The 25586-nt window shown below is 64.4% G+C and carries 28 protein-coding genes and 1 other RNA gene; 10 read left to right on the forward strand and 19 right to left on the reverse strand.

Annotated elements, in window-relative coordinates; all coding sequences use genetic code 11:
- Window positions 1-578 precede the first annotated feature (578 nt).
- From tilS to tolQ, 7 genes are all read right to left on the reverse strand, one after another.
- The gene (tilS, locus tag ACZ5WT_RS03040; protein ID WP_464285919.1) at window positions 579-1838 is read right to left on the reverse strand and encodes a tRNA lysidine(34) synthetase TilS; all 1260 of its coding nucleotides are present in this window, start codon (window positions 1836-1838) and stop codon (window positions 579-581) included.
- Complete coding sequence (locus ACZ5WT_RS03045) at window positions 1835-2803, reverse strand: tol-pal system YbgF family protein (RefSeq protein ID WP_464285920.1); 969 nt, start codon at window positions 2801-2803, stop codon at window positions 1835-1837. Before ACZ5WT_RS03045 ends, tilS begins: the two co-directional genes overlap by 4 nt.
- 230 nt (window positions 2804-3033) lie before the next feature.
- Complete coding sequence (gene pal / locus ACZ5WT_RS03050; protein ID WP_464287143.1) at window positions 3034-3483, reverse strand: peptidoglycan-associated lipoprotein Pal; 450 nt, start codon at window positions 3481-3483, stop codon at window positions 3034-3036.
- 380 nt (window positions 3484-3863) lie between these two features.
- Window positions 3864-5180, reverse strand: a complete 1317-nt coding sequence (gene tolB, locus ACZ5WT_RS03055; protein ID WP_464285921.1) for a Tol-Pal system beta propeller repeat protein TolB — start codon at window positions 5178-5180, stop codon at window positions 3864-3866.
- Between the two features lie 55 nt (window positions 5181-5235).
- On the reverse strand, window positions 5236-6390 hold the full coding sequence (locus ACZ5WT_RS03060; protein ID WP_464285922.1) for a hypothetical protein: 1155 nt from the start codon (window positions 6388-6390) through the stop codon (window positions 5236-5238).
- A 9-nt stretch (window positions 6391-6399) separates the two neighbouring features.
- Window positions 6400-6846 (reverse strand): protein TolR, encoded by a 447-nt coding sequence (gene tolR / locus ACZ5WT_RS03065; protein ID WP_464285923.1) that lies wholly within the window; start codon window positions 6844-6846, stop codon window positions 6400-6402.
- A 1-nt stretch (window position 6847) separates the two neighbouring features.
- The gene (gene tolQ, locus ACZ5WT_RS03070) at window positions 6848-7549 is read right to left on the reverse strand and encodes a protein TolQ (protein WP_464287144.1); all 702 of its coding nucleotides are present in this window, start codon (window positions 7547-7549) and stop codon (window positions 6848-6850) included.
- Window positions 7550-7829: 280 nt separating this feature from the next.
- Here tolQ and ACZ5WT_RS03075 point away from each other — a divergent pair, with 280 nt between their 5' ends.
- Entirely contained in the window at window positions 7830-8273 is a 444-nt protein-coding gene (locus tag ACZ5WT_RS03075) for a CHRD domain-containing protein (protein ID WP_464285924.1), read from the forward strand.
- Between the two features lie 145 nt (window positions 8274-8418).
- Here ACZ5WT_RS03075 and ybgC read toward each other — a convergent pair whose 3' ends face one another.
- The 6 genes from ybgC to ruvC are packed head-to-tail and all read right to left on the reverse strand — an operon-like array spanning window position 8419 to window position 11569.
- Window positions 8419-8811 (reverse strand): tol-pal system-associated acyl-CoA thioesterase, encoded by a 393-nt coding sequence (gene ybgC, locus ACZ5WT_RS03080; protein ID WP_464285925.1) that lies wholly within the window; start codon window positions 8809-8811, stop codon window positions 8419-8421.
- Entirely contained in the window at window positions 8808-9014 is a 207-nt protein-coding gene (locus ACZ5WT_RS03085) for a helix-hairpin-helix domain-containing protein (RefSeq protein WP_464285926.1), read from the reverse strand. Before ACZ5WT_RS03085 ends, ybgC begins: the two co-directional genes overlap by 4 nt.
- Window positions 9011-10048: a Holliday junction branch migration DNA helicase RuvB gene (gene ruvB / locus ACZ5WT_RS03090; protein WP_464285927.1), complete on the reverse strand. Its 1038-nt coding sequence runs from the start codon at window positions 10046-10048 to the stop codon at window positions 9011-9013. The genes ACZ5WT_RS03085 and ruvB overlap by 4 nt, the downstream gene beginning before the upstream one ends.
- Before the next feature lie 45 nt (window positions 10049-10093).
- Window positions 10094-10414, reverse strand: a complete 321-nt coding sequence (locus ACZ5WT_RS03095; protein WP_464285928.1) for a hypothetical protein — start codon at window positions 10412-10414, stop codon at window positions 10094-10096.
- Window positions 10415-10448: 34 nt separating this feature from the next.
- Window positions 10449-11066, reverse strand: a complete 618-nt coding sequence (gene ruvA / locus ACZ5WT_RS03100) for a Holliday junction branch migration protein RuvA (RefSeq protein WP_464285929.1) — start codon at window positions 11064-11066, stop codon at window positions 10449-10451.
- The gene (ruvC, locus tag ACZ5WT_RS03105) at window positions 11063-11569 is read right to left on the reverse strand and encodes a crossover junction endodeoxyribonuclease RuvC (RefSeq protein WP_464285930.1); all 507 of its coding nucleotides are present in this window, start codon (window positions 11567-11569) and stop codon (window positions 11063-11065) included. Before ruvC ends, ruvA begins: the two co-directional genes overlap by 4 nt.
- Window positions 11570-11734: 165 nt before the next feature.
- Between ruvC and ACZ5WT_RS03110 the strand changes: the two genes are divergently transcribed.
- Together ACZ5WT_RS03110 and ACZ5WT_RS03115 are read left to right on the forward strand one after the other, a co-directional pair.
- A complete protein-coding gene (locus ACZ5WT_RS03110) occupies window positions 11735-12487 on the forward strand; it encodes a GGDEF domain-containing protein (RefSeq protein ID WP_464285931.1) in 753 nt (250 codons plus the stop codon).
- Between the two features lie 97 nt (window positions 12488-12584).
- Window positions 12585-13367, forward strand: a complete 783-nt coding sequence (locus ACZ5WT_RS03115; protein WP_464285932.1) for a GGDEF domain-containing protein — start codon at window positions 12585-12587, stop codon at window positions 13365-13367.
- A 55-nt stretch (window positions 13368-13422) separates the two neighbouring features.
- Here ACZ5WT_RS03115 and ACZ5WT_RS03120 read toward each other — a convergent pair whose 3' ends face one another.
- From ACZ5WT_RS03120 to ssrS, 4 genes are all read right to left on the reverse strand, one after another.
- Window positions 13423-14169 carry a YebC/PmpR family DNA-binding transcriptional regulator gene (locus ACZ5WT_RS03120; RefSeq protein ID WP_464285933.1) on the reverse strand — a complete coding sequence of 249 codons (747 nt, stop codon included), beginning with the start codon at window positions 14167-14169 and terminating at the stop codon, window positions 13423-13425.
- A gap of 172 nt (window positions 14170-14341) precedes the next feature.
- On the reverse strand, window positions 14342-15160 hold the full coding sequence (locus ACZ5WT_RS03125; protein ID WP_464285934.1) for a TIGR00282 family metallophosphoesterase: 819 nt from the start codon (window positions 15158-15160) through the stop codon (window positions 14342-14344).
- Window positions 15157-15741, reverse strand: coding sequence for a 5-formyltetrahydrofolate cyclo-ligase (locus tag ACZ5WT_RS03130; RefSeq protein ID WP_464285935.1), 585 nt, complete (start codon window positions 15739-15741; stop codon window positions 15157-15159). Before ACZ5WT_RS03130 ends, ACZ5WT_RS03125 begins: the two co-directional genes overlap by 4 nt.
- Before the next feature lie 27 nt (window positions 15742-15768).
- A non-coding RNA gene (gene ssrS / locus ACZ5WT_RS03135) (6S RNA) lies at window positions 15769-15925 on the reverse strand.
- 154 nt (window positions 15926-16079) lie between these two features.
- On the opposite strand from ssrS, the gene ACZ5WT_RS03140 reads away from it, so the two are divergent.
- Window positions 16080-17720, forward strand: coding sequence for a Na+/H+ antiporter (locus tag ACZ5WT_RS03140; RefSeq protein ID WP_464285936.1), 1641 nt, complete (start codon window positions 16080-16082; stop codon window positions 17718-17720).
- Window positions 17721-17779: 59 nt separating this feature from the next.
- Here the strand turns inward: ACZ5WT_RS03140 and ACZ5WT_RS03145 are convergent, their stop codons facing one another.
- Complete coding sequence (locus tag ACZ5WT_RS03145; protein ID WP_464285937.1) at window positions 17780-18157, reverse strand: cell division protein ZapA; 378 nt, start codon at window positions 18155-18157, stop codon at window positions 17780-17782.
- Window positions 18158-18161: 4 nt separating this feature from the next.
- The gene (locus ACZ5WT_RS03150) at window positions 18162-18449 is read right to left on the reverse strand and encodes a DUF4164 family protein (protein WP_464285938.1); all 288 of its coding nucleotides are present in this window, start codon (window positions 18447-18449) and stop codon (window positions 18162-18164) included.
- 229 nt (window positions 18450-18678) lie between these two features.
- Between ACZ5WT_RS03150 and tkt the strand changes: the two genes are divergently transcribed.
- The 6 genes from tkt to ACZ5WT_RS03180 all read left to right on the forward strand — a co-directional run bounded on the left by tkt (window position 18679) and on the right by ACZ5WT_RS03180 (window position 25500).
- Entirely contained in the window at window positions 18679-20652 is a 1974-nt protein-coding gene (gene tkt, locus ACZ5WT_RS03155; protein ID WP_464285939.1) for a transketolase, read from the forward strand.
- A 49-nt stretch (window positions 20653-20701) separates the two neighbouring features.
- The gene (gap, locus tag ACZ5WT_RS03160) at window positions 20702-21709 is read left to right on the forward strand and encodes a type I glyceraldehyde-3-phosphate dehydrogenase (RefSeq protein ID WP_464285940.1); all 1008 of its coding nucleotides are present in this window, start codon (window positions 20702-20704) and stop codon (window positions 21707-21709) included.
- A gap of 109 nt (window positions 21710-21818) precedes the next feature.
- Window positions 21819-22433 (forward strand): GyrI-like domain-containing protein, encoded by a 615-nt coding sequence (locus ACZ5WT_RS03165; protein ID WP_464285941.1) that lies wholly within the window; start codon window positions 21819-21821, stop codon window positions 22431-22433.
- A gap of 65 nt (window positions 22434-22498) precedes the next feature.
- On the forward strand, window positions 22499-23035 hold the full coding sequence (locus ACZ5WT_RS03170) for a putative glycolipid-binding domain-containing protein (RefSeq protein WP_464285942.1): 537 nt from the start codon (window positions 22499-22501) through the stop codon (window positions 23033-23035).
- Window positions 23036-23102: 67 nt separating this feature from the next.
- The gene (locus tag ACZ5WT_RS03175) at window positions 23103-24305 is read left to right on the forward strand and encodes a phosphoglycerate kinase (protein WP_464285943.1); all 1203 of its coding nucleotides are present in this window, start codon (window positions 23103-23105) and stop codon (window positions 24303-24305) included.
- 166 nt (window positions 24306-24471) lie between these two features.
- On the forward strand, window positions 24472-25500 hold the full coding sequence (locus tag ACZ5WT_RS03180) for a class I fructose-bisphosphate aldolase (protein ID WP_464285944.1): 1029 nt from the start codon (window positions 24472-24474) through the stop codon (window positions 25498-25500).
- Window positions 25501-25586: the final 86 nt, after the last annotated feature.

Genomic DNA, 25586 nt, shown 5'->3' on the forward strand with positions numbered 1-25586 from the left:
TCCGGCAATGGGGCGTTACAAGGGCAACCCGTGCTGTCCTTTTGACTCCCAGTCCAGTCATAATGTCGCGTTTGGGTTAATACGCGGTGGGGATTTGATCGTTCCATCACGCGTGCAAAGGCGCCGCCTGCAATGCGGTTTTCTCAGTCGCAGACAGGCGGAGCCCCGAGACTGCCATCGCCTCTGGATAGTAAAAAAATGAGGCGATAGCAGCCTCGGGGCGTCGGGGATTTATTGGAGAGCGAAACGTAAGCCTTGGGATTTCAGCCGTAGCCTCCCACCCAAGTTCTCCGCGTAACCCGGCCGGAGCGCGACCTCCGTCCCTCCCGACTGTCCATCCGGACACTGGTCGCTGCAGCGCCGCCTGTATCCCGGATGAATGGACGGAGTTTGGCACAGGGCGCGGTGGGCGGGGATAAGAGGGATAAGGGGGGCTGCATACCCACGGTGTCATCCCGGACTTGAGCCGGGATCCATCCTGAGATGGGTGGGGTTCGACGAGACCTCGGGATGGGCCCCGGCTCAAGGCCGGGGTGACCCGGTGGGTGTGGAGAGAACTCGCCAAGAGGACGTGGCGATCAATCCACCAGCAATGTCACCGTGATGCGTTCGTCAAACGACCAGCCGCCTAGTGACAGCACGCCGCCTTCGGCGTCACGGACGATGGGGGCGGTGCGGATGGCTTCGGCGGGGGCGGTAACTTTGAAGCCCAGAAACTCTTCGAGACGGTGGCGCGGCAGGTAATCGGCGACGCTGGCGGTGAGGCCGGCCTCGCCCGAGCTGTTGACGATGCGGAAGCGCTCGTCCCAAACCAGCGAGCCATGGGCCGGCACGGTGGCATCGGGCGGGAGCGCACGGCCGGGCTCGCGGGCGACGGCGATCGCCCCATCCTTGAGCCGCACGACGCAGCCCAGCACAGTGGTGGTCTTGGTGAGGCCGTCGACAATGGCCTGGCGCAGGCGCTCGACCTGCCCGAGGGCACGCGGCTTCTGGCGGGCGCCGACATTGCGCAGCACGCGCGACATCAGACGGGTGGAAATGGCGGGACTGAGCTCGACAAAGGGCGCGAGCTCGATGCGGGCGGCGCCAAAGCCATCGAAACGCACGATTTCGGTAAAACAGCCCTCGGCGATCTGCGCGATGGCGGCATCGGCATCGGCCATGCGGGTGGCAAAGGCGGCGATGGTGGAGACATCGAGCCCAAGCGCCGCCAGGTCAGGCAAGGCCTGACGCCAGCGCACCCGCTCGTAGTGAGGATCGCTGTTGGAGGGATCTTCCGCGACCGTCAGCCCGGATGCCTCGACGATGCTGCGCAGCAGCGCCGGATCGGTGCCGAGCAGGGGCCGGTGCACGCGCACGCCCTCGATCTCGGCCATGGCCGTCATGCCCTTGAGACCCTCCAGGCCGCTGCCATGAGCCATGCGCATCAAGACGGTTTCGGCCTGATCCTGCCGGTGATGAGCGGTGAGCAGCACGGTGGCGCCATCGGCGGCCATGGCTTCGCCCATCAGGCGATAGCGGGCGCCGCGGGCCGCTTCCTGGATGCCGGTCAATGGCTTGATGCCCGACCAGGCCAGGCCGCGGGCCGGCAGGCCAAGCGCCTCGGCGGCAGAGAGCACGAAGGCGACTTCCGCTTCCGCCTCGGGACGCAGGCCGTGATTGACGGAATAGACAAAGAGTTTCGGCGGCTCGGCGAGGCCTGCGGCCCAGCGCTGCGCCAGCAGCATCAGCGCGAGGCTATCGGCCCCGCCTGACACTGCCAGGGCGATGGCAGGTTCACCCGCCACCGCCGCAAAGAGGGCGTTGAGGCCCACGACATCCTCGAGACCAGAAATCATGCCGGCGGGCACTGCGACCGGATTTTCTCGTCATTGAGCCGGGTCATGAAAGCCTGTGGCAGGCCGGCGAAGCGCGCGCCGATGTCATTGAAGGTGCGGCAGGCGGTTTCCCGCTCACCGGCACCTGACAGCGACACGCCCAGCTTGAGCAGCAGGTCGGGCGCCAGCGGTCCGGTTTCGTTGGCCTTGAAGGCATTGAGCAGCACTTCGGCGGCCTCGGTATAGGCCTGACGCCGAATCAGCACATCGCCCAAGCCGCTGGCGGCGGCTGCCGCATTGGGATTGGTGGGATAGAGGTCAATGAACTGGCTGAACTGATCCTCGGCGAACTCGTACTCCCCGCTGGCCAAAGCCTGCTGCCCGGCTGCGAACTGGGCGTCGGCATCGGCATTGCCGCTCGGAACGGCGCCGGGCGTGAAGGAGAGATCAAGCGGCTTGCCGGTGGTGAGATCGACACCACCCCTGGCCCCAGTCCCCACCAGCGGATCATTTGATTCGCCCAGCTCGTCGGCAGGCAGGCTGCCATCGTCGAAGGTGGGATCGAACTCGATCTCGCCGGGCAAGGGCTGCACGCCCTGCTCGGGAATCTGGGTCATGGGTACGGCATTGGGGTCCTGCGGCAACGCCTCGGGCTGCGTCACGCCGCCCGGTTGGGTTGCCGCATCACTTTTTCCCCCAGCACCGCCTTCCAGCGCGTTGAAGCGGAACTCGTTGTCTTCCGACATGCGGTTGATCAGTTCCTGCATCTGCGTCAGTTGGAAGGTGAGACCTTCGACCTGCCCATTGAGCGAGCGAAGCTGCTCTTCAAGCTGCTGGATGCGCACCATCAGCTGGGCAGAATCGGGCGCCTGCGCCACGCGAATGCGATCGGGCGCGGCATTGGTGAGGGTGAGCCCGCTCAATTCGCCCGGCAGAATGGTCTGCTGCGGCGCCGACAGTCCGGGGACTGTGAAACCAAGGGCCACGGCCACAGCGCACAGGGCTGTCCGGCTCCCCTTCGTAATCCTTGTCAGTTTCAAACCACGCCTCCAAGCGCACACGTCGAATGGCCCCAATGTGGTGCCGTTAGCTTTGCCGATAAAGGGCAATTTTGGTCAAAAAGAAGCGCCCGGCCCCATTTGCAGGATGCCGGGCGCTATTGCCTCCAGTTCGCACTGGATTTGCGGGGACTTTCCGCAGGGAAAGTCCCAATTGTTTATTGGACGACAGTCACCGCGCGGCGGTTCTGGCTCCAGCAGGAAATGTCGTTGCAGATCGCGACCGGACGTTCCTTGCCGAAGGACTGGCTGGTGATGCGCTGCTGGTTGACGCCCTTTGACACCAGGTAGTTCACCACGATCGAGGAACGACGCGCGCCCAGGGCGATATTGTATTCGCGGGTGCCGCGTTCGTCGGCATGGCCTTCGATCATGATGCGGTAGTTCTGGTACTGGTTGAGCCAGGCGGCCTGCTTGTCGAGGGTGGCCATGGCTTCGGGGGTTAGGCTGCTCGAATCGGTGGTGAAGAACACGCGGTCACCAACCGAAACCAGGAATTCCTGCTGGCTGCCCGGCGCGCCGCCGCCCGGACCAACATTGCCCACGCCGGTGGGCAAAGTATTGGGGGTACGCGAACAGGCCGCAATGACGGCGACGAAGAGAAGCATCGCGGCGGCGCGCAACGCGGTGTTGAAAGGTGCGGCAATGACCACGGGGAAGCTCCTGAAAGGCAACAATCTTAAGCAACGGATTTACCGCGCTTAGTCTTAAGACCGGGTTTTCCGACGTGGTTAATCAATGCCTATTCGGGCCTGAATGTGGCAGGAATCCGGGCTTTTTTGTGATGATGCCGGATTGCCACATCGCATCGCGCGATCACATTAAGGTTAAGTGAGGTAACGGAACGCCAGTCTCGCAGCGCACGCAAGCGCTGCCCGGGGACTTGATCCGCGGGCCAATTGGCATGGCGCAGTGTGGGGAGGGGCCCGCGGATCAAGTCCGCGGGCAGCGCCGGTGGGTGGGCATCGCGTTGTGGCGGCTTGAAGCCTTAGCTGCGCAGGCCCGACCAGGCCGGGTCGGAAGCGTAGCTTTCGGTCGGGATGGTGAGCAGGTTGCGGCCCCAGATGTCGACGCTCATCAGCTTGGGGCCGTCATTGCCGCCCGGATCCTGGTAGAACATGATGACGCGGCCGTTCGGCGCCCAGGTGGGGCCTTCGGCGTGGTAGCTCGAATAGAGCATGCGCTCGCCGGTGCCATCGGGATTCATGATGCCGATGGAGAACTGGCCGCCGCCCTGACGGGTGAAGGCGATGAGGTCGCCCTTGGGGGACCAGACCGGGGTGGAGTAGAGCCCCTGCCCGAAGCTGATGCGCTGGGCGTTACCCCCGCTCGAGCTCATCATGTAGATCTGCGGCGAGCCGCCACGATCGCTTTCGAACACGATGCGGCTGCCATCGGGCGAGTAGGACGGGCCGGTATCGATGGCCGCGCCCGACGTCAGCTGGCGCGGCTGGCCGCCACCGGTGCCCACGGCATAGATGTTGGTCGCGCCGCCCTGCTCCACCGAGAAGGCCACGGTGCCGCCATCGGGCGAAAAGCGCGGTGCGAAAGTCATGGCGCCGACATTGGCGAGGCGCTGCTGGCGGCCGGTCGAGAGCTGCAGCAGATAGACCTGCGGGTTGCCATCGGCAAAGTTCATGTAGGTGACCATGTCGCCATTGGGCGAGAAGCGCGGGGTCAACGCCATGGTCGAGCCATCGGTCAGGTACTGCACGTTGGCGCCATCCTGGTCCATGATGGCGAGGCGGCGGACGCGGTTGGCCTTGGGGCCGCTCTCGGCGCAGTAGATGACGCGGGTATCGAAATAGCCCGTGCCGCCGGCCAGCGCTTCATAGATGGCGTCGGAAATGATGTGGGCCACGCGGCGCGACGAATTGGGATCGGTATTGTAGCTCTTGCCGACCACCTGGGCCGCCTGCTGGGTGTCCCATACGCGCACCGACGAGGAAATGGTGCCGCCGCGTTCAACGCCGCCCATCACCAGCGCATCGACATTGGCCGTGCGCCAGGTGGCGAAGTCGGGGCTGTTGTTGACGTCGCCCACCTTGATCGGCAGCGAAGCCGGATCGAGCGGCAGGAACAGGCCCGAGCGGCGCAGGTTATTGCGCACGATATCGGCGATTTCCTTGCCAAAGGCGGGGTCGGACGAAGCAAAGTCGGGAATGGCGATCGGCAGGGGCTGGAAATTGGCGCCTTCCACCACGATGCGCAGCTGCGCCATCGCCATGGACGAGCCCGCCAGAAGGGCACTGCCCGCCAGGCCAAGCTTGAGGGCATTGCGCCGGGTCATCAGGGTCATTGTCAATTCTCCATTCTCGCCGTCGCGAGCCATAGTGCTCGACTAACAAGCCAATTCAAAGTCACGGCCGCAGTTCCACTTCGATCTGCCGCCACTGGTCATAGGCATCTGCCGAAAGCATTTCATAAGGGCCGCAAGCGGCCACGGCGCGCTGCGCCGCCCGGGCCACCGAACCGCCTTCGGGCGAGGACGGTGCCTGGATAACCTGGGTATTGGCCACCGAACGGTCCGGATTCATCGTCACCCGCAGGGTCACGTTGAGGCCGCTGTTGATTTCGCTCGGCATCAGGTTCCAGCAGGTCTTGATCCGGGCCACGAGGCCATCGATCGCCGACTGGCTGAGCCGGGCCGACGTGCCGGTCGTATCGCCCAGGGTCGGCGTACCGCCCTGCCCGGTGGTGCCGCCGGTGGTCTTGTCGTTGTTGATGATGGCAGAAATATCGTCGGCCAGCGACGCATCCTGCTGCGGCTTGGGCTGCGGTCGCGTGGTCTGGGTCGGCGTCGGCTTCTGCTGGGCAGCGGCCTGGCGCTTGCGCTCTTCTTCCTCGCGCTTCTTGCGCTCGGCTTCGGCCGCGGCGAACTGCTGGCGCTTCTGCTCAAGATTATTGGGGCGCGAGGCCGGGACCGGCGCGGCAACAGCCGGCTTGACCGGCTCGGGAGCCGGTTCGGGCGTGGGCGTCGGGGTTGGCACCGGCTCTGGGGTCGGCGCGGGCGTGGGTTCTGGCGTCGGCTCCGGAGTGGGCTCCGGTGTCGGTTCGGGCACGGGTTCGGGGGTTGGCGCCGGTGCCGGGCGCGTGGCCGGGGTCGGAGCAACGACCGGCTCGGGCGTCGGTGCGGGCGCCGGCTCCGGAGTGGGCTCGGGCGTCGGTTCGGGTTCGGGCTCGGGCACCGATTCAGGCTGGGGCGCGGTATTGGTGACCGGCGCGGGCGTCGGAATATCGGCCGGCGACGGCTTGAGCTGGTCCTGCTCGGTATTGCCGGTGGGCTGGGCCAGTTCGGCCGGCTTGTTGTCCTCGACGATGGAGGGCGTATTGGTATCGACGATCTCGCTGGTCAGCTGGCCAGCGCGGATATTGGAATATTCCTCGACCGGCACCAGGTCGACGGCAATGGACTCCACAACCGGCGTCAATGGCTCGGCGAACCCCAGATTGATGAGGCCGATGGTCAGTACCGCGATGTGGGCCACGATCGAGACGGTTACGCCGGTACGCATCGGACTGGACTACGATTCCGGCTGGGTGATGAGGCCGATCTTGGAAAAGCCTCCGGCCGACAGCAGGCCCATGACGCGCATGACGGCACCATAATTGGCGCTGGTATCGCCGCGCAGGAAGATGCGTTCCTCGGCGCCGTTGACGCCCAGCGCATTGAGCTGGTTGACGAGGTCAGCCTCGGCCACGGGGGTCTCGTCGATGAAGACGGAGCCTTCCGGGGTCACAGCAACGGTGACGGGCTTGGCCTGGTTGGGCATGGCCGCCGCGGCGGAGCTGGGCAGGTCGATCGGCACGCCGGCCGTCATCATCGGGGCGGCGACCATGAAGATGATCAGCAGCACCAGCATCACGTCCACCATGGGCGTGATGTTGATTTCGCTCATCACGGCCTTCTTGCGGCCGCGACGGCGGCGACCGCCGCCTCCGCTGCCGCCTGCGCTCACACCCATGCCCATATCAGTTGCTCCGGGCTTCGAGCTGGCGGCTGAGAATGGTCGAGAACTCGTCGGCGAAACCTTCAAGGCGTCCGATCAACTTCCCGGCATCGGAGCTGAGCTTGTTATAGGCAATGACGGCCGGGATAGCGGCGACGAGGCCAATCGCGGTCGCAAACAGCGCCTCGGCGATCGGGCCTGCCACGACGGCAAGGCTGGTATTGGACGATGCGGCAATGGCGGTAAAGGCATTCATGATGCCCCAGACCGTGCCGAAGAGGCCGATGAACGGACCGGCCGAACCAATGGTGGCGAGGAAACCCAGGCGCTTTTCCAGCGTCTCGCTCTCGCGCGCGATGGCCACGTCGAGCACCTTGTCGAGGCGCTGCTGCATGCCCACGAAGGAAGCGGCGTTCTGCTCGTGGCTGCGCTTCCATTCCTTCATGGCGGCGACGAAAACCGCGCCCAGGCCGCCGGAAGCCTTCTCGGACTGCTGCTGATACAGCTCTTCCAGCGACTGGCCCGACCAGAAGGTGCGCTCAAAGCGGTTCATTTCGGCTTCGGTGCGGCGATAGGTGATGGACTTGTCGATGATGATGGCCCAGCACCAGACGGAGGCGCCCAGCAGGCCGAGCATTACCGACTTAACGATCCAGTCCGCCGCCCAGAACAGTCCCCAGATCGACAAATCAGCATGGGGGGCTACAGCTCCCACAGCGTCCATGGCTTCCATATAGAAATCCTTCTCGGCCCGGTTCACGCACCCGACCCTTCACGCTTCAGGCGATGGGGGCGAAATCTGTCAAAATTAAGAGAAATGCCCGCGACACTGGGTCTTGCGGCCCAGGCAACGGAGCAGAACTCCCTTTGGCGCAATTATGGTCAAGAACTGGTTAATAAACCGACTCGCGCAGTCCCGCGGCGGCGATTGTGAAGCAACTCGGCGGCGGGGGTGCCCGTTCTGCGGGGGCACAATGAATTGTTCCCTGCTCAAGGAGTTCATCATGAATATCCGTACTGCATCCCTGGCCGCCCTGATGGTGGCGGGCGCATTTTCCGCCGCCACGCCGGCTTTCGCCGAAGTGATCAACCTCACCGCGCAACTGACCGGGGCGGCCGAAGTGCCCGCCACCGACTCTGCCGGCAAGGGTACGCTCGAAGGCACTTTCGACACCGAGACGATGGCCCTGAAATGGAACGTGACCTATGAGGGGCTTACCGGCGACGCCACCGCGGCCCACTTCCACGGCCCGGCCGATGACAAATCCAATGCCGGTCCGGTGGTGCCGATCGAAGGCGCATTGACCAGCCCGATCGCCGGCGAAGCCACGCTGAATGCCGAACAGGCCCAGCAGCTGCAGGACGGCATGTGGTATTTCAACATCCACACCGCGGCCCATCCCGATGGCGAAATCCGCGGCCAGGTGACCAAGGCCGCTGCGATGTAACTGCGGTTCTCGTCACACACTCAAGCTGTCACCCTCGGGCTTAACCCGAGGGGTCTGCACTGACCGGACGCGCAAGAAAGTGAAACGCCCTCGGGTCAAGCCCGAGGGTGACGTTCGTGGGTGCTACCCGGCGCGGTTGCTGACGCTAGCCCTGCTGGAACAGCGCCAGGATCGCCTTGGGCATGCGGGCGGGGCCGCCGCTGGTCTTGATCGCCACCACCAGCACGGTGGCGCGGGTGAGCACGACGCCGTCGCGCAAGATGGCCTGGCGCAGGGTCAGCCGCGCGCCGCTGGCTGCGGCCACTTCGGTGGTGACATCGAGCAGGTCATCGATATGGGCGGCGCCATCGAACTGGATGTCCATGGAGCGGACGGCAAAGGCGATGCCCTCCCCGGCCAGCTCGGAATGGTGGATGCCATTGTCGCGCAGGAATTCGGTGCGGCCGCGCTCGAAGAACTTGAGATAGGCCGCGTGATAAACATTGCCCGAGAAATCGGTGTCTTCGTAATAGATGCGGACGGGGAAGTGGTGGGTCATGGTTTGGCAAACCCCAATCCACGCGCGGCCAGCGCGGCAAGCAGTGGCGGAAACGAGGCCGGGCCCACCCCGTGCAAGGCAGCGATGTCGGCCTGGGCCCAGCGGGCCAGATCGGCAAAGCTGACAATGCCCGCACTAGCCAAAGCGCGATGGGCTGGCTTGCTTAGTTTGACGCTCGTGGCAACCGGGTCGGCCGGGGTCATTCCTCGGGCTCCTCGAAGAGGCTTTGCTGCAGGCCGACGAAACCCTGCGGCACGATCTTGCCAAGGTGCTGGAAGGCAGTGCCGGTGAGCATGCGGCCGCGCGGGGTGCGCTGAATAAAACCCTGCTGGATCAGATAGGGCTCGACGATTTCCTCGATGGCGTCGCGCGGCTCGCTGAGCGCGGCGGCGATGGTTTCGATGCCCACCGGACCGCCATTGTAGAAATCGGCAATAGTGGTGAGGTAGCGCCGGTCGAGCTGATCGAGGCCGCGCGCATCGACATCGAGCCGCAACAAAGCCTTATCGGCAATGGCGCGGGTGATCTCGCCGGAGCCATCGACCAGCGCGAAATCGGTCACGCGGCGCAGCAGGCGCCCGGCAATGCGCGGGGTACCGCGCGATCGGCGGGCGATTTCCATGGCGCCATCGGGTGCCATCGGCATGCCGAGCAGGCGCGCGCCGCGCTGCACGATCAGCACCAGTTCCTCGGGCGTATAGAAATTGAGCCGCACCGGAATGCCGAACCGGTCACGCAAGGGCGTGGTCAGCAGACCCGCGCGCGTCGTGGCCCCGACCAGCGTGAATTTGGCCAGATCGATGCGCACCGAGCGGGCGGCCGGGCCTTCGCCGATGATCAGATCGAGCTGGAAATCCTCCATCGCCGGATAGAGCACTTCCTCGATCGCCGGATTGAGCCGGTGGATCTCGTCGATGAACAGCACGTCGCGCTCTTCGAGATTGGTGAGCAGCGCCGCCAAGTCACCCGCCTTGGCGATGACCGGGCCGGACGTGGCGCGGAAGCCGACGCCCAGTTCGCGCGAAATAATCTGCGCCAGCGTGGTCTTGCCCAGGCCCGGCGGGCCGACGAACAGAACGTGATCCAGCGCGGTGCCGCGATGTTTGGCCGCCTTGATGAAGACCTCGAGATTGGCGCGCGCCGCCGCCTGCCCGACGAAATCGTCAAAGCCGGAGGGGCGCAGGGAGACGTCGAGCGGATCATCGCGCCCGGCGGCTGGAGAGGTCAGGTCAGTCACGCGAATAGTTCCATTTCAGGCAGTGCCGGGCGTGTCGGGCCCAGGCTAGCGGTCGCTGAAGTCAAATCCCTGCACCCGGGCACAGGCCGAGCGCACGGCCTTCTTGCCCTTGAGTTCGGGATTTGACCGGCTCATGCGGTAATACATCTTGGTGAGATAATCGAGGCGGGCCTCGCAGGACCAGCGCGGCAACGGCGCGTTGAGATCGTGGAACAGGAAGGGCTTGGTCGTGCCATCCCCGTTGTCGAAGTAGATCGCCACCCCGACCACCTCATTCTGGTCGGCGTAAACCGTTACCGGCATCAGCATCGCTACTAGAGCGACGCCGGCCAGCAAGACCGTCCGCGTCGATTTCTGCACGCTCATAGTATTCCCCCTCTGTTTATTGTTGAGGGGCACGCTAGCTGCTTAGCTCCCGCAGGCCTAGCCGGATTAGTTTCTCGGTGGCGACGCCCTCGCCTTCGCGGGCGACGATGCGCGCCAGGGCAGCCGAGGCCTGGGCGCTGGAATAGCCCAGATTGGTCAGCGCGGACACGGCGTCGGAAATGGCCGAGGGCGCAACGCCCTCGCCCAGGGCGGCCTGGAGGCCCAAGGTTCCCGCGTCGATCCCCGGACCGGTCGGCACCTTGCCCTTGAGCTCGGTGATGAGGCGCACGGCCAGCTTGGGGCCGACCCCATTGGCGCGGCCGATCATGGCCTTGTCCTGCAGCGCCACCGCGCTCGAGATTTCCGCGGGGGTGAGCGTCGAGAGGATGGACAGCGCCACGCGCGCCCCCACGCCCTGCACGGTCATCAGGAGGTTGAACCAGCCCTTTTCGCTCTCGCTGGCGAAGCCATAGAGGCGGATCATGTCTTCGCGCACAATGGTTTCGATGAAGACCACGGCGGCCTCCCCGACGCGCGGCAGAGACTGCAGCGTGCGGCTGGAGCAGAACGCCTCGTAACAGACGCCCCCGCAATCGATCAGCACGAAATCATCCCCGAAGCTGTCGACCAGCCCCTTGAGCTTGCCGATCATGCGAGCATCCTCAAACGTTGATTGGCCACCCGATGGTGGGCGTGGCAAATGGCGATGGCCAAGGCATCCGCCGCGTCGGCGCCCTTGAAGTCGGCCGCGGGCAGCAGCGTCTTGACCATCAGCTGGACCTGGCCCTTTTCCGCGTGGCCGGCACCGACCACCGACTTCTTGACCAGGTTGGCGGCATATTCGGCGACCGGCAGGCCGCGCGCAGCCGGCGTCAACAGCGCAACGCCGCGCGCCTGCCCCAAAATGAGGGCGGAGCGCGCGCCGGCATTGACGAAAGTCTCTTCCACCGCAGCCTCGTCGGGCGCGTAACGGTCGAGCACTTCGCCCAGGCCGGCAAACAGCAGGGCCAGCCGTTCGGCCAGCGAACCATCGACGGGCGGCGTCACCGTGCCAGAGGCGACAAAGGTCAGCCGGTTGCCCAGCGTCTCGATCACACCCCAGCCGCAGCGGCGCAGGCCCGGATCGATGCCGATGATTCGTGTAGCGGCGTTCATGCGCTCATCCTTAGTGATGGTGCGCCAACCTACCAAGTCTAATGTGAACAAATAGGCAACACGACCAGTGGAAAACCCGGATCGGTAAAATTTAACCTATCCCGCCAACACTATCTTTAACCCGTTCCCCCTAGCGTGCCGCCTGGGAATGCGGGGCAAGACATTATGACAGAACTCCATCGGGCACTGCCGAAGCGAACGTGGCTGCGTATCTATCGCATCGCGGGCGGTTGCACGGCGATTTCGGTGGTTCTGTCGATCATCATCACCAATTCCATCATGGCCACCTTCTCGGGCGGCATCAATGTGCAGGGCCTGATGGTGGCCATCGTTACCCCGCTGCTGCTTGGCGGCCCGATGATTTTCTTCCTCACGCTCGGCCGCGAAAAGCTGCGTCACGCCAACAAGCAGCTGGAATATATGGCGACCACCGATTGGCTAACGTCCTGCCTCAACCGCGGCGCCTTTACCCGCGCGGTCACCGCGCATCTGGAAAGCCGCCGTTCGATCGGTTCTTCGGGCGCGTTGCTGGTAGTGGATGCCGACGAGTTCAAGAGCGTCAACGATCGCTTCGGACATGACGTGGGCGACCAGGCGCTGCGCCTGATCGCGCGTGCCGTGCTCAAGGCCGTCCGCGGCCAGGACCTGGTGGGACGGCTGGGCGGCGAAGAGTTTGGTGTCTTTCTGGCAGAGACCGACGCAGCCACGGCCGACCATCTGGCCGAGCGCATCCGCAGCACGGTCAGCGCGATCAAGTTTGCACCGGAGGGCAAGCCCTGCCCGCTGTCCGTCAGTATTGGCGGGGCCACCTATACGACCCCTGCCCAGTTCAGCGAGCTCTATCGCCTCGCCGACGAACATCTCTACGAAGCCAAGAATGCCGGCCGCGACTGCGTCGCAATGAAGCAAGCGGCCTGACCGGAAACCCGGTCATCTGACGTCCCGACTATGACGAACTGCGCCTTCGTTTCCCTCCAAGGAAACGCGACAGCCATTTCCAGCAACGAGACAAACGATGATCTCTACCAAGACCCTGAACACGTTGCAGCGCTGGTCCAGCGTCGGCCACTGGACCATCTGGGGCACCCTGGGCTGTGTGCTGGTCTCGGTGGCGTTCAACGTCGTGGCATTCGGTGATCTCGGACAGGAGGCGGTGAACCGCGCCATCATCACCGGCACCGCCCTTCCAGTGCTGCTGGGACTGCCGCTGTTTCTCTATATGAGCCTGCGGGTACGGGGACTGGCGATTTCAAACCAGCGGCTGGGGCTGGTGGCGCGCACCGATAGCCTCACCGCCTGCCTCAATCGCGGCGCCTTCACCAAGACGGTCAGCGCCGCGCTGGGCCAGCAGGAGAGCGCCCGCCGGGGCGCGCTGCTGATCATCGACGCCGACAAGTTCAAAGCGATCAACGATCTCTATGGCCACACCTGCGGCGACGAGGCGCTGACGCTGATCGCCCGCTCGATCCGTCGGGTGCTACGCCCGGGCGACCTGGTCGGGCGCATCGGCGGCGAGGAATTCGGGGTCTACCTGCCCGGTGTCGATCAACTTGCCGCCGAAACCGTCGCCGAGCGCATCCGCCGTTCGGTCAATACCGCCAGCTTCGCGCCGGGCGGACAGCAGCATGCGCTTTCCGTGAGCATTGGCGGGGTCGCCTTTGAAGGCGCATGCGCTTTTGCGGATCTGTTCTGCGTCGCCGACCAGCGCCTTTACGGCGCCAAGCAGGCCGGTCGCAATCGCGCCGTGGTGGTGCATGCCACCGACCATCCAGCGATCGAGCTGCAGCGCACGGCATAGCAAAAAGGGCGGCGCCACTGGCACCGCCCTTGTTTCAATCCCCTGACCGAAGGGCTTAGCCTTCCAGCTTGGCAGCGTCTTCGTCGCTCATTTCGAAGTTCGAATAGACGTTCTGCACGTCATCGTCTTCCTCGAGCGTGGCGATCAGCTTCATCAGGGTCGCACCCTTTTCGGCATCGATCGGCGTATTGGTCTGCGGCTTCCACACGGCCTTGACCGATTCCGCTTCCCCGAGAACCTTTTCGAGCGCAGCGGCGACTTCGATCATGGCCTCGAACGAGGTGGTGATGTAGTGGCCTTCTTCGTCGCTTTCGACGTCATCGGCGCCGGCTTCGATCGCCGCTTCCATCACGGCATCGTCCGAACCGGCCTTGGCCGGATAGGTGATCTCGCCAACCTTGTCGAACATGAACCCGACCGAGTTGGTTTCGCCCATCGCGCCGCCATTCTTGGAGAAGTAGGAGCGGACGTTGGAGGCAGTGCGGTTGCGGTTGTCGGTCAGCGTCTCGACGATGATCGCAACGCCACCGGGGCCGTAGCCCTCGTAGCGGATTTCGTCATAGTTCTCGCCATCCGAACCGATCGCCTTCTTGATGGCGCGGTCGATATTGTCCTTGGGCATGGACTGCGCACGGGCATTGGTCACGGCCAGGCGAAGGCGCGCATTGAATGCCGGGTCTGGCATGCCAAGCTTGGCCGCGACGGTGATTTCGCGTGCCAGCTTGGAGAAGACCTTGGAACGGGCCGCATCGGACTTGCCTTTGCGGTGCATGATGTTTTTGGCGTGTGAATGGCCGGCCATCGGTCACTCCCCTCGAAAAAGTAGCTGCTGGATTATGGTCGCGGGTTATAGGCAAGTGCAGTTCGTTTGTGAAGCTGACCCGCTTTTCCGCGCGTGAAGACACAGCGCTAGCGCCTCGGGGGAGGACGTCCGGAGCGGCAGCCGCCGGGGCCAAAACTGTCCTGGCTGAGCATCAATCGAAAATCGGCTCGGCCTGGGCCAGCGTGCCGCCCAGACGCAGCGGCAGGACCTTGGTCGCAAGGCCGGTGCGCGGATCGGTGTGGATGGCGACGCCGCACAGGGTGGCCTCGCCTTCCGCCGGCGAGAAACGCCCGTTCGGAATGCCGGTGAGGAACCGGTTGAGCGGCTCATCCATATCGGTGCCGATGATGGAATCGAAATCCCCGCACATGCCAGCATCGGCCATCAGCGCCGTGCCACCGCGCAGCACGCGATGATCAGCGGTGGGGATATGGGTGTGGGTGCCGACGACCAGGCTCACCTTGCCATCGAGGAAATGCCCCATGGCCTGGATTTCCGAGGTCGCCTCGGTGTGGAAATCGACGACGATCGCATCGGCCTGTTCGCCAAGCGGGCACGCCGCCACCGCCGCCTCGACGGCGCGGAACGGGTCATCGATGGGCGGCATGAACACGCGTCCCTGCGCATTGATCACCAACACACGATGGCCATTGCGGCCCTCGATGAACATGGCACCGCGCCCCGGCGTGCCGGGCGGCATGTTGATGGGACGCAGCAGCGTATTTTCGCGTTCGATATAGGAAATCGTCTCGCGCTGATCGAAGGCATGGTCGCCCAACGTGACGATATCGGCCCCCGCATTGCGGATGGCATTGAAATGCGGCTCGGTCAGCCCCTTGCCATGGCTGGCATTCTCGCCATTGACCACGACGAAATCGAATTTGTAGCGCTCGATGATGCCCGGCAGGCGCTCACTCACGGCATCGCGGCCGGCACGGCCCATCACATCGCCCAGGAACAGCAGTTTCATGCGCTGGCGCCGAAGTGCCGCACACCGTTCTCGGTGATGATTGCATCAAGCGGGATGTCATGCGGCTCGCGGGGGATCTCGTCGAGCTCCTGGGCCGCATAGGCCAGCCCGATCAGTCGCGGCTTGCGGGCGAGACCGGCCAGCGTACGGTCATAATAGCCGCCGCCATAGCCCAGGCGCGTGCCCAGCTTGTCGAAGCCGAGCAGCGGCATGATGATGACGTCGGGCACGGCATGAGGCGCCAGATCGGACGGGGCGAGCGTGCCGAAACCGGCTTCGTAAAGCGCAGCGCCCTGCTCCCAGACGCGCAGCTCGAGCGGCAGTTCGGGACCTAGCACCACGGGCAGCACCACGGTCTGGTTGCTGTCCATCAGCCGCACCAGGATGGGCTGGCAATCGAGCTCGTCGCGAATGCGCCAATAGGCGGCCACCACGTCGGAGGCTTGCAGGGGGATTTCGTTGAAGAAGTGTTCGGACGCCGCGCGCGCCGCTTCGGCCCGCTCCTGATGGTCTAGCGAAGCCCTGGCGGCATGCGCCTTGATCCTCAGCGCCGCCTTGGCTTCCTCGATCGTCTCATCCATGCGCGCGTCGCAACCTGCTCGGAAAAATTAGGTGCCGCCCTGGCCGTGGGATAGTCGATCCCGGGAACCTACTTACGTAGGTGGGCGCCGTATGTCCGAGCCCACGGGCCCGGTCAGGGACAGCTCCCTCAGAATCGATTAAGGCCCCGGGGATATTGGATCCGCACGTACCGGGCAGCTTCCAAGATATAGGATGTTTGTCCGGCGGTGCAAAGGGCAAAGACCAAGCTTTCGACACCCCTTCGGCACCGCGCTGGACAGCGCTGCGCGCGAAACCCTGTTGTATTTGCCGCCGCACGATAGTCTTGTGACGGGTGGATGCGAGAGCGGAGCGGTCGATGTTTGCGCATATCCTCGTCGTGATGATCGTCGCCATTGCCATCACCGCGCTGGCTGAACGCCGCAACATCCAGCCGGCCCTGCTGGTCGCCATTGTCGGGCTGGCGGCATCCTTCATTCCGGGCATCCCGGCGCTGGAACTGGAGCCCGAAATCATCCTCAGCGTGGTGCTGCCGCCCATGCTGTTCTCGGCGGCCAGCGACTTCTCCTTCGTCAATTTCACCCGCCGCATGGGCACGATCATCAATCTGGGCGTGTTCATGGTCTTTGCTACCACGATCGTGGTGGCCGTGGTGGCGGTGCTGCAGGTGCCCGGCCTGCCGGTCGCCGCTGCGCTTGTGCTTGGCGCGGTGGTCGCTCCGCCCGACGCGGTGACCGCCATCACCATCGGCCGCAAGATGGGTCTGCCCTCGGCCCTGATGACCGTGCTCAAGGGCGAGAGCCTGATCAATGACGCGGCGGCGCTGACCCTGTTTGCCGCCGCCGTGGCTGCCGCGACTGGCACCCATCCCTTCATCGACAATGTCGCGCTCTATTTCCTCTATACCGCCGCTGTCGGCATCATCCTCGGCACACTGATCGGCAACCTGGCGCAGCTGGCGCGCCGTCGGCTGGGCAACCCGTCTCTGGCCACCGTGATCTCGGTCATCGTGCCGTTTGCCGCCTATCTGCTCGCCGAGGAGCTGCATGCATCGGGCGTGCTGGCCGTGGTGGCGGCCGGCTTTTCTCTGGGCTATCACGCCGCAAAATCGGGTTATGAAGAACGCATCCAGGAACGCCAGTTTTGGCGCACCGTCGACACCCTGCTCGAAACCTTCGTTTTCGCCTATATCGGCCTGCAGCTGCGCTTCGTCATCACCGATGCGGCAGTGGCGGGGTATGACATGTGGAAGCTGGCCGGGGCAGCGACGGCCATTTTTCTCGCCATCGTGGCCACCCGCTTCGTCTGGATCTTTGCCACGGCGGTGATCGGGCGCTGGCGTTATCGCGGCGTGACCCGGCGCATGGCAGAACTGCAGCGCCGTCCGGGAAAACGGCCGCGGCCGGTACCGCAACCACCTTTGCGCTGGAGGGAGAATTTCGTCCTGTCCTGGACCGGGATGCGCGGCGTGGTGACCCTCGCCGCCGCGGCAGGTACGCCTGTCATCACCGCCAGCGGCGCGGCTTTTCCGGGGCGCGAGGCCATCGTGGCCATCGCGTTCCTGGTGACCATCGCCACCTTGCTCATCCACGGCCTGACCCTGCCCTGGCTGATCAACCGGCTCGACCTGACCAATCCCGAAGATGCCCTGCACTATGCGCGCCAGCACGCGCTGGCCGTGCGGCTGTCGGAGGCGGCAACCAAGGAAGCACTGGCCGAGTATCACGCCAGGCATGACAATCCGACCTCACAGCGCCTGGTGGAGCTGATGGAACGGCGCGCCAGACGCCACCGCCACGAGGACCTGGGCAATGACCTGCTGGCCCGCGAGGAGGCGCTGACGCTGAGCCACTACCTGCTCGAAGCACGCCGCGCCCGGCTGGTGGCCGCGCGCGATGCCAATGAACTCGACGACATCGTGCTGCGCGACATGCTCGAGCAGATGGACCTCGAACAGGCGTTTATCGACAGCTTGAGCCATCCGCCGGCGGAGGGCTGAAGGGGTGCGTTCCGGGTTAGTCCCAAGCACCGCCGCTGCCCGCGGACTTTGTTAGGGGATCAGAGGTGGGGGAGCGGGGCGGACTGGTCGAGGGCGGCGGCGGCGTTTTCGAGCGCGCTGGAGGCGTCGCTGAGCTTAGCGGCGAACTTGGCTTCGAGCATTTCGATCTCGGCCGCGACTTCCTGACCCGCGCGCGTCAGCACCAGCACTTCCTGCTCAAGCGCCTTGATGCGCTTTTCGGCTTCGGACAGCTCGTCGACCACCGCGATCCCGGCCATGACCGTCAACCGGTTGTCGCCGATTTCGCCGACGGCGCCCTTGAGCGCCTCGACCTGGCTGTTAAAGCGGCCGGCCAGACCGATCAGGTGCTTTTGCTGGCCCTCTTCGCAGGCCATGCGATATTTGCGGCCGTTGATTTCGACATTGACTTCGGGCATCGCGCTACTCCGCTTTCGCCAGGACTTCGCGCACCGTTTCCATCGCCTCGACGAGCCGGCGGGAGACGTCATGGGCGCTGTCATCGAGCCGCTTGGCGCGGGCCGAGGCCTTGTCGAGCTCGGTGGCCAGACGCGAGCGTTCATGCACGAGGCGCTGGGTATCGACCTCCATGCGGTGCTGCTGGCGCAGGCGGGAATCAAGGTTGCGCACCGACAGGTCCAGCCGCGCCAAGGCACGGTCGAAGCGTGCGCTGGCCGCTGTCAGCCCGTCTTCAAGATCCGTCTCACTCATTGCTACTACGGTCCTTACCTGCGTCGGGAGATTGAGAGCGCCTGAGCACTCGATGCACGACGATTCCAGCCCCGATAGGGTGCCCCACTGTCCGCCGCTTTGCAACCGGAAGCACCGGCAGCATCATTGACAGGATAGTCGAACCTGTTATGCCTCGAACCCGCCTTTGGGAGGAGGCTTTCGGCGCCTCTTCTCCCCAGTTTTCAGCCCTGACGAAAGCGCGATCCCGATGACGAACACCGCCCAGCAGAACGATTTGGCCAACGCGATCCGGTCTCTTTCCATGGACGCCGTCGAGAAAGCCAATTCCGGTCATCCGGGCCTGCCCATGGGCTGCGCCGACATTGCCACCGTGCTGTTCACCAAAGTGATGAAGTTCGATCCCGCAGACAGCAAGTGGGCTGACCGTGACCGCTTCGTCCTTTCGGCCGGCCACGGCTCGATGCTGCTCTACTCCTCGCTCTACCTGCTCGGTTACGAGGACATGACGATCGAGCAGATCAAGAATTTCCGCCAGCTCGGCTCCAAGACCGCTGGCCACCCGGAATACCACTTCGCCCAGGGCATCGAGACCACCACCGGCCCGCTCGGCCAGGGTGTGGGCAATGCCGTCGGCATGGCCGTGGCTGAAGCCAAGCTGGCTGCCGAATTCGGCGCCGACCTGGTTGACCACCACACCTGGTGCCTCGCCGGCGACGGCTGCCTGATGGAAGGCATCTCGCAGGAAGCCATCGCGCTGGCCGGTCACCTCAAGCTCAACAAGCTGACCATCATCTGGGACAATAACAGCATCACCATCGACGGCGCTGTGTCCAACTCGGATTCCACCGACCAGATCGCCCGTTTCAAGGCCTCGGGCTGGAACACGATCGAGATCGACGGCCACGACCAGGCTGCCATCGAAAAGGCCCTGCTGGCCGCCAAGAAGGCCGAACTGCCGACCCTGATCGCTGCCAAGACCACCATCGGTTTCGGCGCGCCCAAGAAGGCTGGCACCGAGAAGGTGCACGGCTCCCCGCTCGGCGCCGAGGAACTGGCTGGCGCCAAGGCCGCCCTGGGCATCACCTATCCCGCATTTGAGGTTCCGGCTGATACGCTGGCTGCATGGCGCTCCGCCGGTGCCCGTGGCCAGGGCGAACGCGCGGCATGGCAGGCCCGCCTCGCCGCTGCTTCCACCAAGGCCGAATTCGAGCGCCGCATGAATGGCGATCTGCCTGCCGGCTTCCTCGAAGCCATGGACAGCTACAAGCGCAAGCTGGTTGAAGACAAGCCCAAGGTCGCGACCCGCAAGTCCAGCCAGATGGCACTCGACGTGATCAACGCCGTCGTGCCCGAGACGCAGGGCGGCTCGGCTGACCTCACCGGCTCGAACCTGACCAATACCAAGGAAACCCTGCCCTTCACCGCCACCGACCGCGCCGGCCGCTACATGATGTACGGCATCCGCGAGCATGGCATGGCGGCTGTGATGAACGGCATTGCGCTGCATGCCGGCCTCATCCCCTATGGCGGCACCTTCATGGTCTTCACCGACTATGCCCGCCCCTCGATCCGCCTGTCAGCCCTGATGGAGCAGCGCGTCATCTACGTGATGACCCACGACTCGATCGGCCTGGGCGAAGACGGCCCGACCCACCAGCCGGTGGAACACCTCAGCGCCCTGCGCGCCATTCCGAACCTGCTGGTCTTCCGCCCGGCAGACGCCGTCGAAACCGCAGAATGCTGGCAGCTGGCGCTGGAATCGACCACGGCGCCCTCGATCCTGGCCCTGTCGCGCCAGAACCTGCCGGCCGTGCGCACCGAATATACGATGGAAAACAAATCGGCCCGTGGCGCCTATACCCTGGCCGGCGATCTCGACGCCGACGCGGTGATCTTCGCCACCGGTTCGGAAGTCGCCATCGCGATTGAAGGCATGAAGGCCCTGGCCGAAAAGGGAATCTCTGCCCGCGTCGTCTCGGTGCCCTCGATGGAACTGTTTGCCAAGCAGACCGACGCCTACCGCGCCGAAGTGTTGGGCAAGGCCAAGGCCCGCGTTGCCATCGAAGCCGGTATTTCGATGAGCTGGGACAAGCTGCTGGGCGACAAGGGCCGCTTTGTCGGCATGCACTCGTTTGGCGCCTCGGGCCCCATCGACGCGCTCTACGAACACTTTGGCATTACGTCTAAAGCCATTGTTGAAGCCGTCACCGCACAGTTGTAAGAGAGCGACAACCTCCCTGTCGTAAAAATCCTCCCCAGGAGAACTACCCATGGCAATTCGTGTCGCCATCAACGGCTTCGGCCGTATCGGCCGTAACGTTCTTCGCGCGATCATCGAATCGGGTCGCACCGATATCGAAGTCGTGGCGATCAACGACCTCGGCCCGGTTGAGACCAATGCGCATCTGTTCCGCTTCGACAGCGTGCACGGCCGCTTCAACGGCACCGTGACCGTCGACGGCGACACCATCGACGTTGGCCGTGGCCCGATCAAGGTGACCGCCATCCGCGACCCGGCCGAGTTGCCGCATGCCGCCATGAATGTCGACATCGCTCTCGAATGCACCGGCATCTTCACCAGCAAGGAAAAGGCTTCGGCACACCTTAAGGCCGGCGCCAAGAAGGTGCTGATCTCGGCCCCCGGCGATGGCGCAGACCTGACCGTGGTCTATGGCATCAACCACGCCCAGCTGAGCGCTGACCACGTCGTGGTTTCGAACGCCTCGTGCACCACCAACTGCCTGGCGCCCGTCGCCTATGTGATGCACAAGGAATTCGGCATCGAACACGGAATGATGACCACCATCCATTCCTACACCGGTGACCAGCCGACGCTCGACACCATGCACAAGGATCTCTATCGCGCCCGCGCTGCGGCGATGAGCCAGATTCCCACCTCGACCGGCGCCGCCAAGGCGATCGGCCTCGTGTTGCCGGAACTCAAGGGCAAGCTGGACGGCATCTCGGTGCGCGTGCCGACCCCCAACGTTTCCTGCGTCGACTTCAAGTTCATCACCAAGCGCGATGTGACCGCCGACGAAATCAACGCCGCGATCCGCAAGTATGCCGATGGCGAGCTGAAGAATATCCTCGGCTACACCACCCAGCCGCTGGTTTCGATCGACTTCAACGGCAACCCGCATTCCTCGACCATGGCGCTGGACCAGACCAAGGTGATGGGCGGCAACTTCGTCTCGATCCTGACCTGGTACGACAACGAATGGGGCTTCTCCAACCGCATGTCCGATACCGCCGTGGTGATGGGCAAGCTGCTCTAATTCGCGCGTTTTCGCGACACCGATTGGCCCCGTCGCATTGCGGCGGGGTTTTTTCTGCTGACAGCATCCGTCACGCTGACACGGATTGTGAGCCCCGGAGGAACCGAGCATGGAAGACAAGATCGACTTCAAGGCCGAGCTGAAAAGTCTCTACCAGCCGGGGCCGCGCGAATTCGTCTTCGTGGATGTGCCCGCCATGACCTTCGTCATGGTGGATGGTGAGGGCAATCCCAATACCGCCCCCGCCTATGCCCAGGCCGTCGCCTGGCTCTATGGCGTCAGCTACGCGATGAAATTCGCCTCCAAGGAAGCGGGCCAGGATTATTTCGTGCCGCCGCTGGAAGGGCTGTGGTGGGCCGACGACCCCAGCGATTTCGTCGCCCGCAACAAGGACAACTGGCGCTGGACCATGATGATCATGGTGCCCGACTTCATCACCCGCGACATGTATGATGCGGCTGTTCTGGCCACCGCCGAGAAGCTGGCCGATGCCCCTCCGAGCCTGCGGTTGGAAACCTATGCCGAGGGCCTTTCGCTGCAGATCATGCACCTGGGCAGCTATGATGAAGAGGGCCCGGCGCTGGAGCACCTGCACGAAGTAGAAATCCCCGGGCGCAAGCTGGTGCATAACGGGCATCACCACGAGATCTATCTCAACGACCCGCGCAAGACAGCACCCGACAAACTCAAGACGATCCTGCGCCAGCCCGTTCGCCCGGCCTGAGCGCTTGCCAGTCCAGGGGCCCTGCCCCTAGTCTCGCCCCGCAATCCCTTCGAGAATGACGCGATATGAGCCTAGACCGTTTCGTCCGCTGGCGCGGGCTCGATGCCAGGAGGTTGGAGCACTGTCACGTCATCTCGACGGAACGCGACACTCGCATCCGCTCGACGCTCATCACCCCCGATTACGGCCTGGCCTATCGCATCAAGCTCGATGACACCGAGCATGTCCGGACCGTCAAGCTAGAGCGCACCGATGGCGCGGTGCTGGAACTGTTTTCCGATGGGGCCGGCAACTGGTCGGACGACCGGGCCGAGCCGCTGCCCGAGCTGCGCGGATGCCTCGATATCGACATCTGGCCCACACCCCTCACCAATTCCCTGCCGCTCTGGCGCTGCCAGTGGACCCTCGGCCAGCCGCAGCGCTTCGCCATGGCCTGGATCGATGCCGACGCCATGAGCGTGCGGCGCGCCGAGCAGGTCTATACCCGGATCGACGCCACCCATTTCCGCTTCCAGGCGCCCGACTTCGAGGCCATCCTCGAGGTCGATGCCGATTTGCTGATCGTCAACTATCCTGGCCTGTTCGAACGCAGCCCGGACTAGGCCCCTTCCCCCTCCCGCGGCACTCTGCTACGCCACGCAAAAGACACAGCAATCCGGGAGGCACCCCATGTCCGCGACCTTCAAGACCCTCGACGAGCTCGACCTCAAGAACAAGCGCGTGCTGCTGCGGGCCGATCTCAACGTGCCGGTCGCCAATGGCAAGGTTACGGATGCCACCCGCATCGAGCGGCTGGTCCCCACCATCCGCGAAATCGTCAAGCATGACGGCAAGGCGATCCTGCTCAGCCATTTCGGCCGTCCCAAGGGCAAGGTCGATCCCGAATTCTCGCTGGAACAGGTTTGCGCCGCCGTCGCCGATGAAACCGGCCACCCGGTGGGCTTTGTCGCCACCGACTGGACCGATGTGAGCGCCGCACAGGCCGCCATCGACTCCGCACCCGCCGGTTCGGTGCTGGTGCTGGAAAATACCCGGTTTCACCCCGGCGAAGAAGCCAATGACGTCGAACTGGCGCAGCGTATGGCGAGCCTGGGCGATGTCTATGTCAACGACGCCTTCTCGGCCGCCCACCGCGCGCACGCTTCGACCGAAGCGCTGGCGCGCCTGCTGCCTGCCGCAGCGGGCCTTGCCATGGAAGCAGAACTCGAAGCCCTCGAGGCCGGTCTCGGCAAGCCCAAGAAGCCAGTTATCGCCATTGTCGGCGGCGCCAAGGTGTCCTCCAAGATCGACCTGCTCGAAAACCTCGTCACCAAGGTGGATGCCCTGGTGATTGGCGGCGGCATGGCCAATACGTTCCTGCATGCCCAGGGGCACGGCGTGGGCAAGTCGCTGGCCGAAAAGGACCTAGCCGATACGGCCCGTCGCATCATGGACAAGGCTGTCGATAGCGGCTGTGCCATCATTCTGCCGATCGACGCTGTCGTCGCCTGGCACTTCAAGGCTGACACCCCCACCCGCCTCTATGGCGTGGACGCCATCGACCCCGACGGCATGATTCTCGATATCGGCCCAATCTCGATCGACCGCGTGAATGCCGCCATCGATGACGCGCATACGGTCGTCTGGAACGGCCCGATGGGCGCCTTCGAGATGAACCCGTTCGACGCGGGCACGGTCGGCATTGCCAAGCATGTCGCCAAGCGCACCCATGACGGCAAGTTGATCTCGGTGGCCGGTGGCGGCGATACTGTTGCCGCCCTCGCCCATGCCGGCGTGAAGGACGATTTCACCTATGTCTCGACGGCTGGCGGCGCATTCCTCGAATGGATGGAAGGCAAGCCCCTGCCCGGCGTGGAAGCGCTGAAAAAGTAGACGCCTCAATGGGTTGCTCGCCCGCCTCCGCCGCGGGCAACCCCACGGGCTTTGGCCCCGGCGCGACCGGCGAAAAATCCGCCTTTCGTCGCATATGCGGAGGTCTAATCGAAAACGGCATAACGAAAGTCTAATCTCGGGACACTCCCAATCCCGAGGTCTAGCCATGTCGAAGTCGTTGAATGCGATCGCCCAGAAACTGATGGAGCCCGGCAAGGGAATCCTGGCCGCCGATGAATCGGAAGGCACGATCGCCAAGCGTTTCGCCAAGATCAACTTGCCCAATTCGCTCGATCTGCGTCGCGATTACCGCGAAATGCTGTTCCGTTCCACCGATGCCATGACCAATTACATCTCCGGCGTCATTCTGACCGAAGAAACGCTTGAGCAGTCTGCGGCCGACGGCACCTCGTTCCGCGCCATTCTGGCCGATGCCGACGTCATTCCCGGCATCAAGGTCGATCGCGGCGCCTTCCCGATGCCCGGCGACAATGGCGAGAAGATCACCGAAGGTCTCGACGGCCTGCGCCAGCGCCTCGAACGCTATGCAGCGCTCGGCGCCGGCTTTGCCAAGTGGCGCGCCGTGATCACCATCAACGACGTGGCTCCCACCCGCAACAATATCCGCGCCAATGCCCATGCGCTGGCCCGCTACGCCATCCTGTGCCAGGAAGCCGGCATCGTGCCCGTCGTCGAGCCGGAAGTCGTCGGCGATGGCGATCCGGGTAACCACTCGCTCGAGCGCTGCGCAGCAGTAACCGGCGACGTGCTGGAAAACACTTTCAAGGAACTGCGCCTGGCCGGTGTCGATCTCGGCGGCATGCTGCTGAAGCCGAACATGGTGCTGCCGGGCGTCAATTCCCGCGAGCGGCCGACCGTAGAGGAAGTGGCGCGCCGCACCGTCGCTGTGCTGCGCGAGCATGTTCCGGCCGCCGTCCCCGGCATCGCCTTCCTGTCGGGCGGCCAGACCGACGAAGAAGCCACCGCGCACCTGTCGGCAATGAACCAGATCGCCGGCAAGCCCTGGCCGCTGACCTTCTCCTATGGTCGCGCGCTGCAGAACGTCGCCCTGCGCACCTGGGCAGGCCGTCGCGAGAATTTCCCGCAGGCACAGGCCGCCTTCACCCACCGCGCCCACATGAACTCGCTGGCTGCGCTGGGCACCTGGTCGGGCGAGCTGGACCAGGCCGCCTGAGACTGATCGGACGGTTCGCCGTCAACCGTGATGCGCGTCCTCCTTTGGGGGGCGCGCATTTTCTTTGCGCCAGCACCGGCCATCGC

This window comes from Devosia sp. T2-14 (assembly GCF_055397495.1).

Coding starts and splice junctions, on each gene's coding strand:
- tilS (WP_464285919.1), bottom strand. CDS start 1,838: ATGATTTCTGGTCTCGAGGATGTCGTGGGCCTCAACGCCCTCTTTGCG.
- pal (WP_464287143.1), bottom strand. CDS start 3,483: ATGCTTCTCTTCGTCGCCGTCATTGCGGCCTGTTCGCGTACCCCCAAT.
- ACZ5WT_RS03060 (WP_464285922.1), bottom strand. CDS start 6,390: ATGCGTACCGGCGTAACCGTCTCGATCGTGGCCCACATCGCGGTACTG.
- tolR (WP_464285923.1), bottom strand. CDS start 6,846: ATGGGCATGGGTGTGAGCGCAGGCGGCAGCGGAGGCGGCGGTCGCCGC.
- tolQ (WP_464287144.1), bottom strand. CDS start 7,549: ATGGACGCTGTGGGAGCTGTAGCCCCCCATGCTGATTTGTCGATCTGG.
- ACZ5WT_RS03075 (WP_464285924.1), top strand. CDS start 7,830: ATGAATATCCGTACTGCATCCCTGGCCGCCCTGATGGTGGCGGGCGCA.
- ybgC (WP_464285925.1), bottom strand. CDS start 8,811: ATGACCCACCACTTCCCCGTCCGCATCTATTACGAAGACACCGATTTC.
- ACZ5WT_RS03085 (WP_464285926.1), bottom strand. CDS start 9,014: ATGACCCCGGCCGACCCGGTTGCCACGAGCGTCAAACTAAGCAAGCCA.
- ACZ5WT_RS03095 (WP_464285928.1), bottom strand. CDS start 10,414: ATGAGCGTGCAGAAATCGACGCGGACGGTCTTGCTGGCCGGCGTCGCT.
- ruvA (WP_464285929.1), bottom strand. CDS start 11,066: ATGATCGGCAAGCTCAAGGGGCTGGTCGACAGCTTCGGGGATGATTTC.
- ruvC (WP_464285930.1), bottom strand. CDS start 11,569: ATGAACGCCGCTACACGAATCATCGGCATCGATCCGGGCCTGCGCCGC.
- ACZ5WT_RS03110 (WP_464285931.1), top strand. CDS start 11,735: ATGACAGAACTCCATCGGGCACTGCCGAAGCGAACGTGGCTGCGTATC.
- ACZ5WT_RS03115 (WP_464285932.1), top strand. CDS start 12,585: ATGATCTCTACCAAGACCCTGAACACGTTGCAGCGCTGGTCCAGCGTC.
- ACZ5WT_RS03120 (WP_464285933.1), bottom strand. CDS start 14,169: ATGGCCGGCCATTCACACGCCAAAAACATCATGCACCGCAAAGGCAAG.
- ACZ5WT_RS03125 (WP_464285934.1), bottom strand. CDS start 15,160: ATGAAACTGCTGTTCCTGGGCGATGTGATGGGCCGTGCCGGCCGCGAT.
- ACZ5WT_RS03130 (WP_464285935.1), bottom strand. CDS start 15,741: ATGGATGAGACGATCGAGGAAGCCAAGGCGGCGCTGAGGATCAAGGCG.
- ACZ5WT_RS03140 (WP_464285936.1), top strand. CDS start 16,080: ATGTTTGCGCATATCCTCGTCGTGATGATCGTCGCCATTGCCATCACC.
- ACZ5WT_RS03145 (WP_464285937.1), bottom strand. CDS start 18,157: ATGCCCGAAGTCAATGTCGAAATCAACGGCCGCAAATATCGCATGGCC.
- ACZ5WT_RS03150 (WP_464285938.1), bottom strand. CDS start 18,449: ATGAGTGAGACGGATCTTGAAGACGGGCTGACAGCGGCCAGCGCACGC.
- tkt (WP_464285939.1), top strand. CDS start 18,679: ATGACGAACACCGCCCAGCAGAACGATTTGGCCAACGCGATCCGGTCT.
- gap (WP_464285940.1), top strand. CDS start 20,702: ATGGCAATTCGTGTCGCCATCAACGGCTTCGGCCGTATCGGCCGTAAC.
- ACZ5WT_RS03165 (WP_464285941.1), top strand. CDS start 21,819: ATGGAAGACAAGATCGACTTCAAGGCCGAGCTGAAAAGTCTCTACCAG.
- ACZ5WT_RS03170 (WP_464285942.1), top strand. CDS start 22,499: ATGAGCCTAGACCGTTTCGTCCGCTGGCGCGGGCTCGATGCCAGGAGG.
- ACZ5WT_RS03175 (WP_464285943.1), top strand. CDS start 23,103: ATGTCCGCGACCTTCAAGACCCTCGACGAGCTCGACCTCAAGAACAAG.
- ACZ5WT_RS03180 (WP_464285944.1), top strand. CDS start 24,472: ATGTCGAAGTCGTTGAATGCGATCGCCCAGAAACTGATGGAGCCCGGC.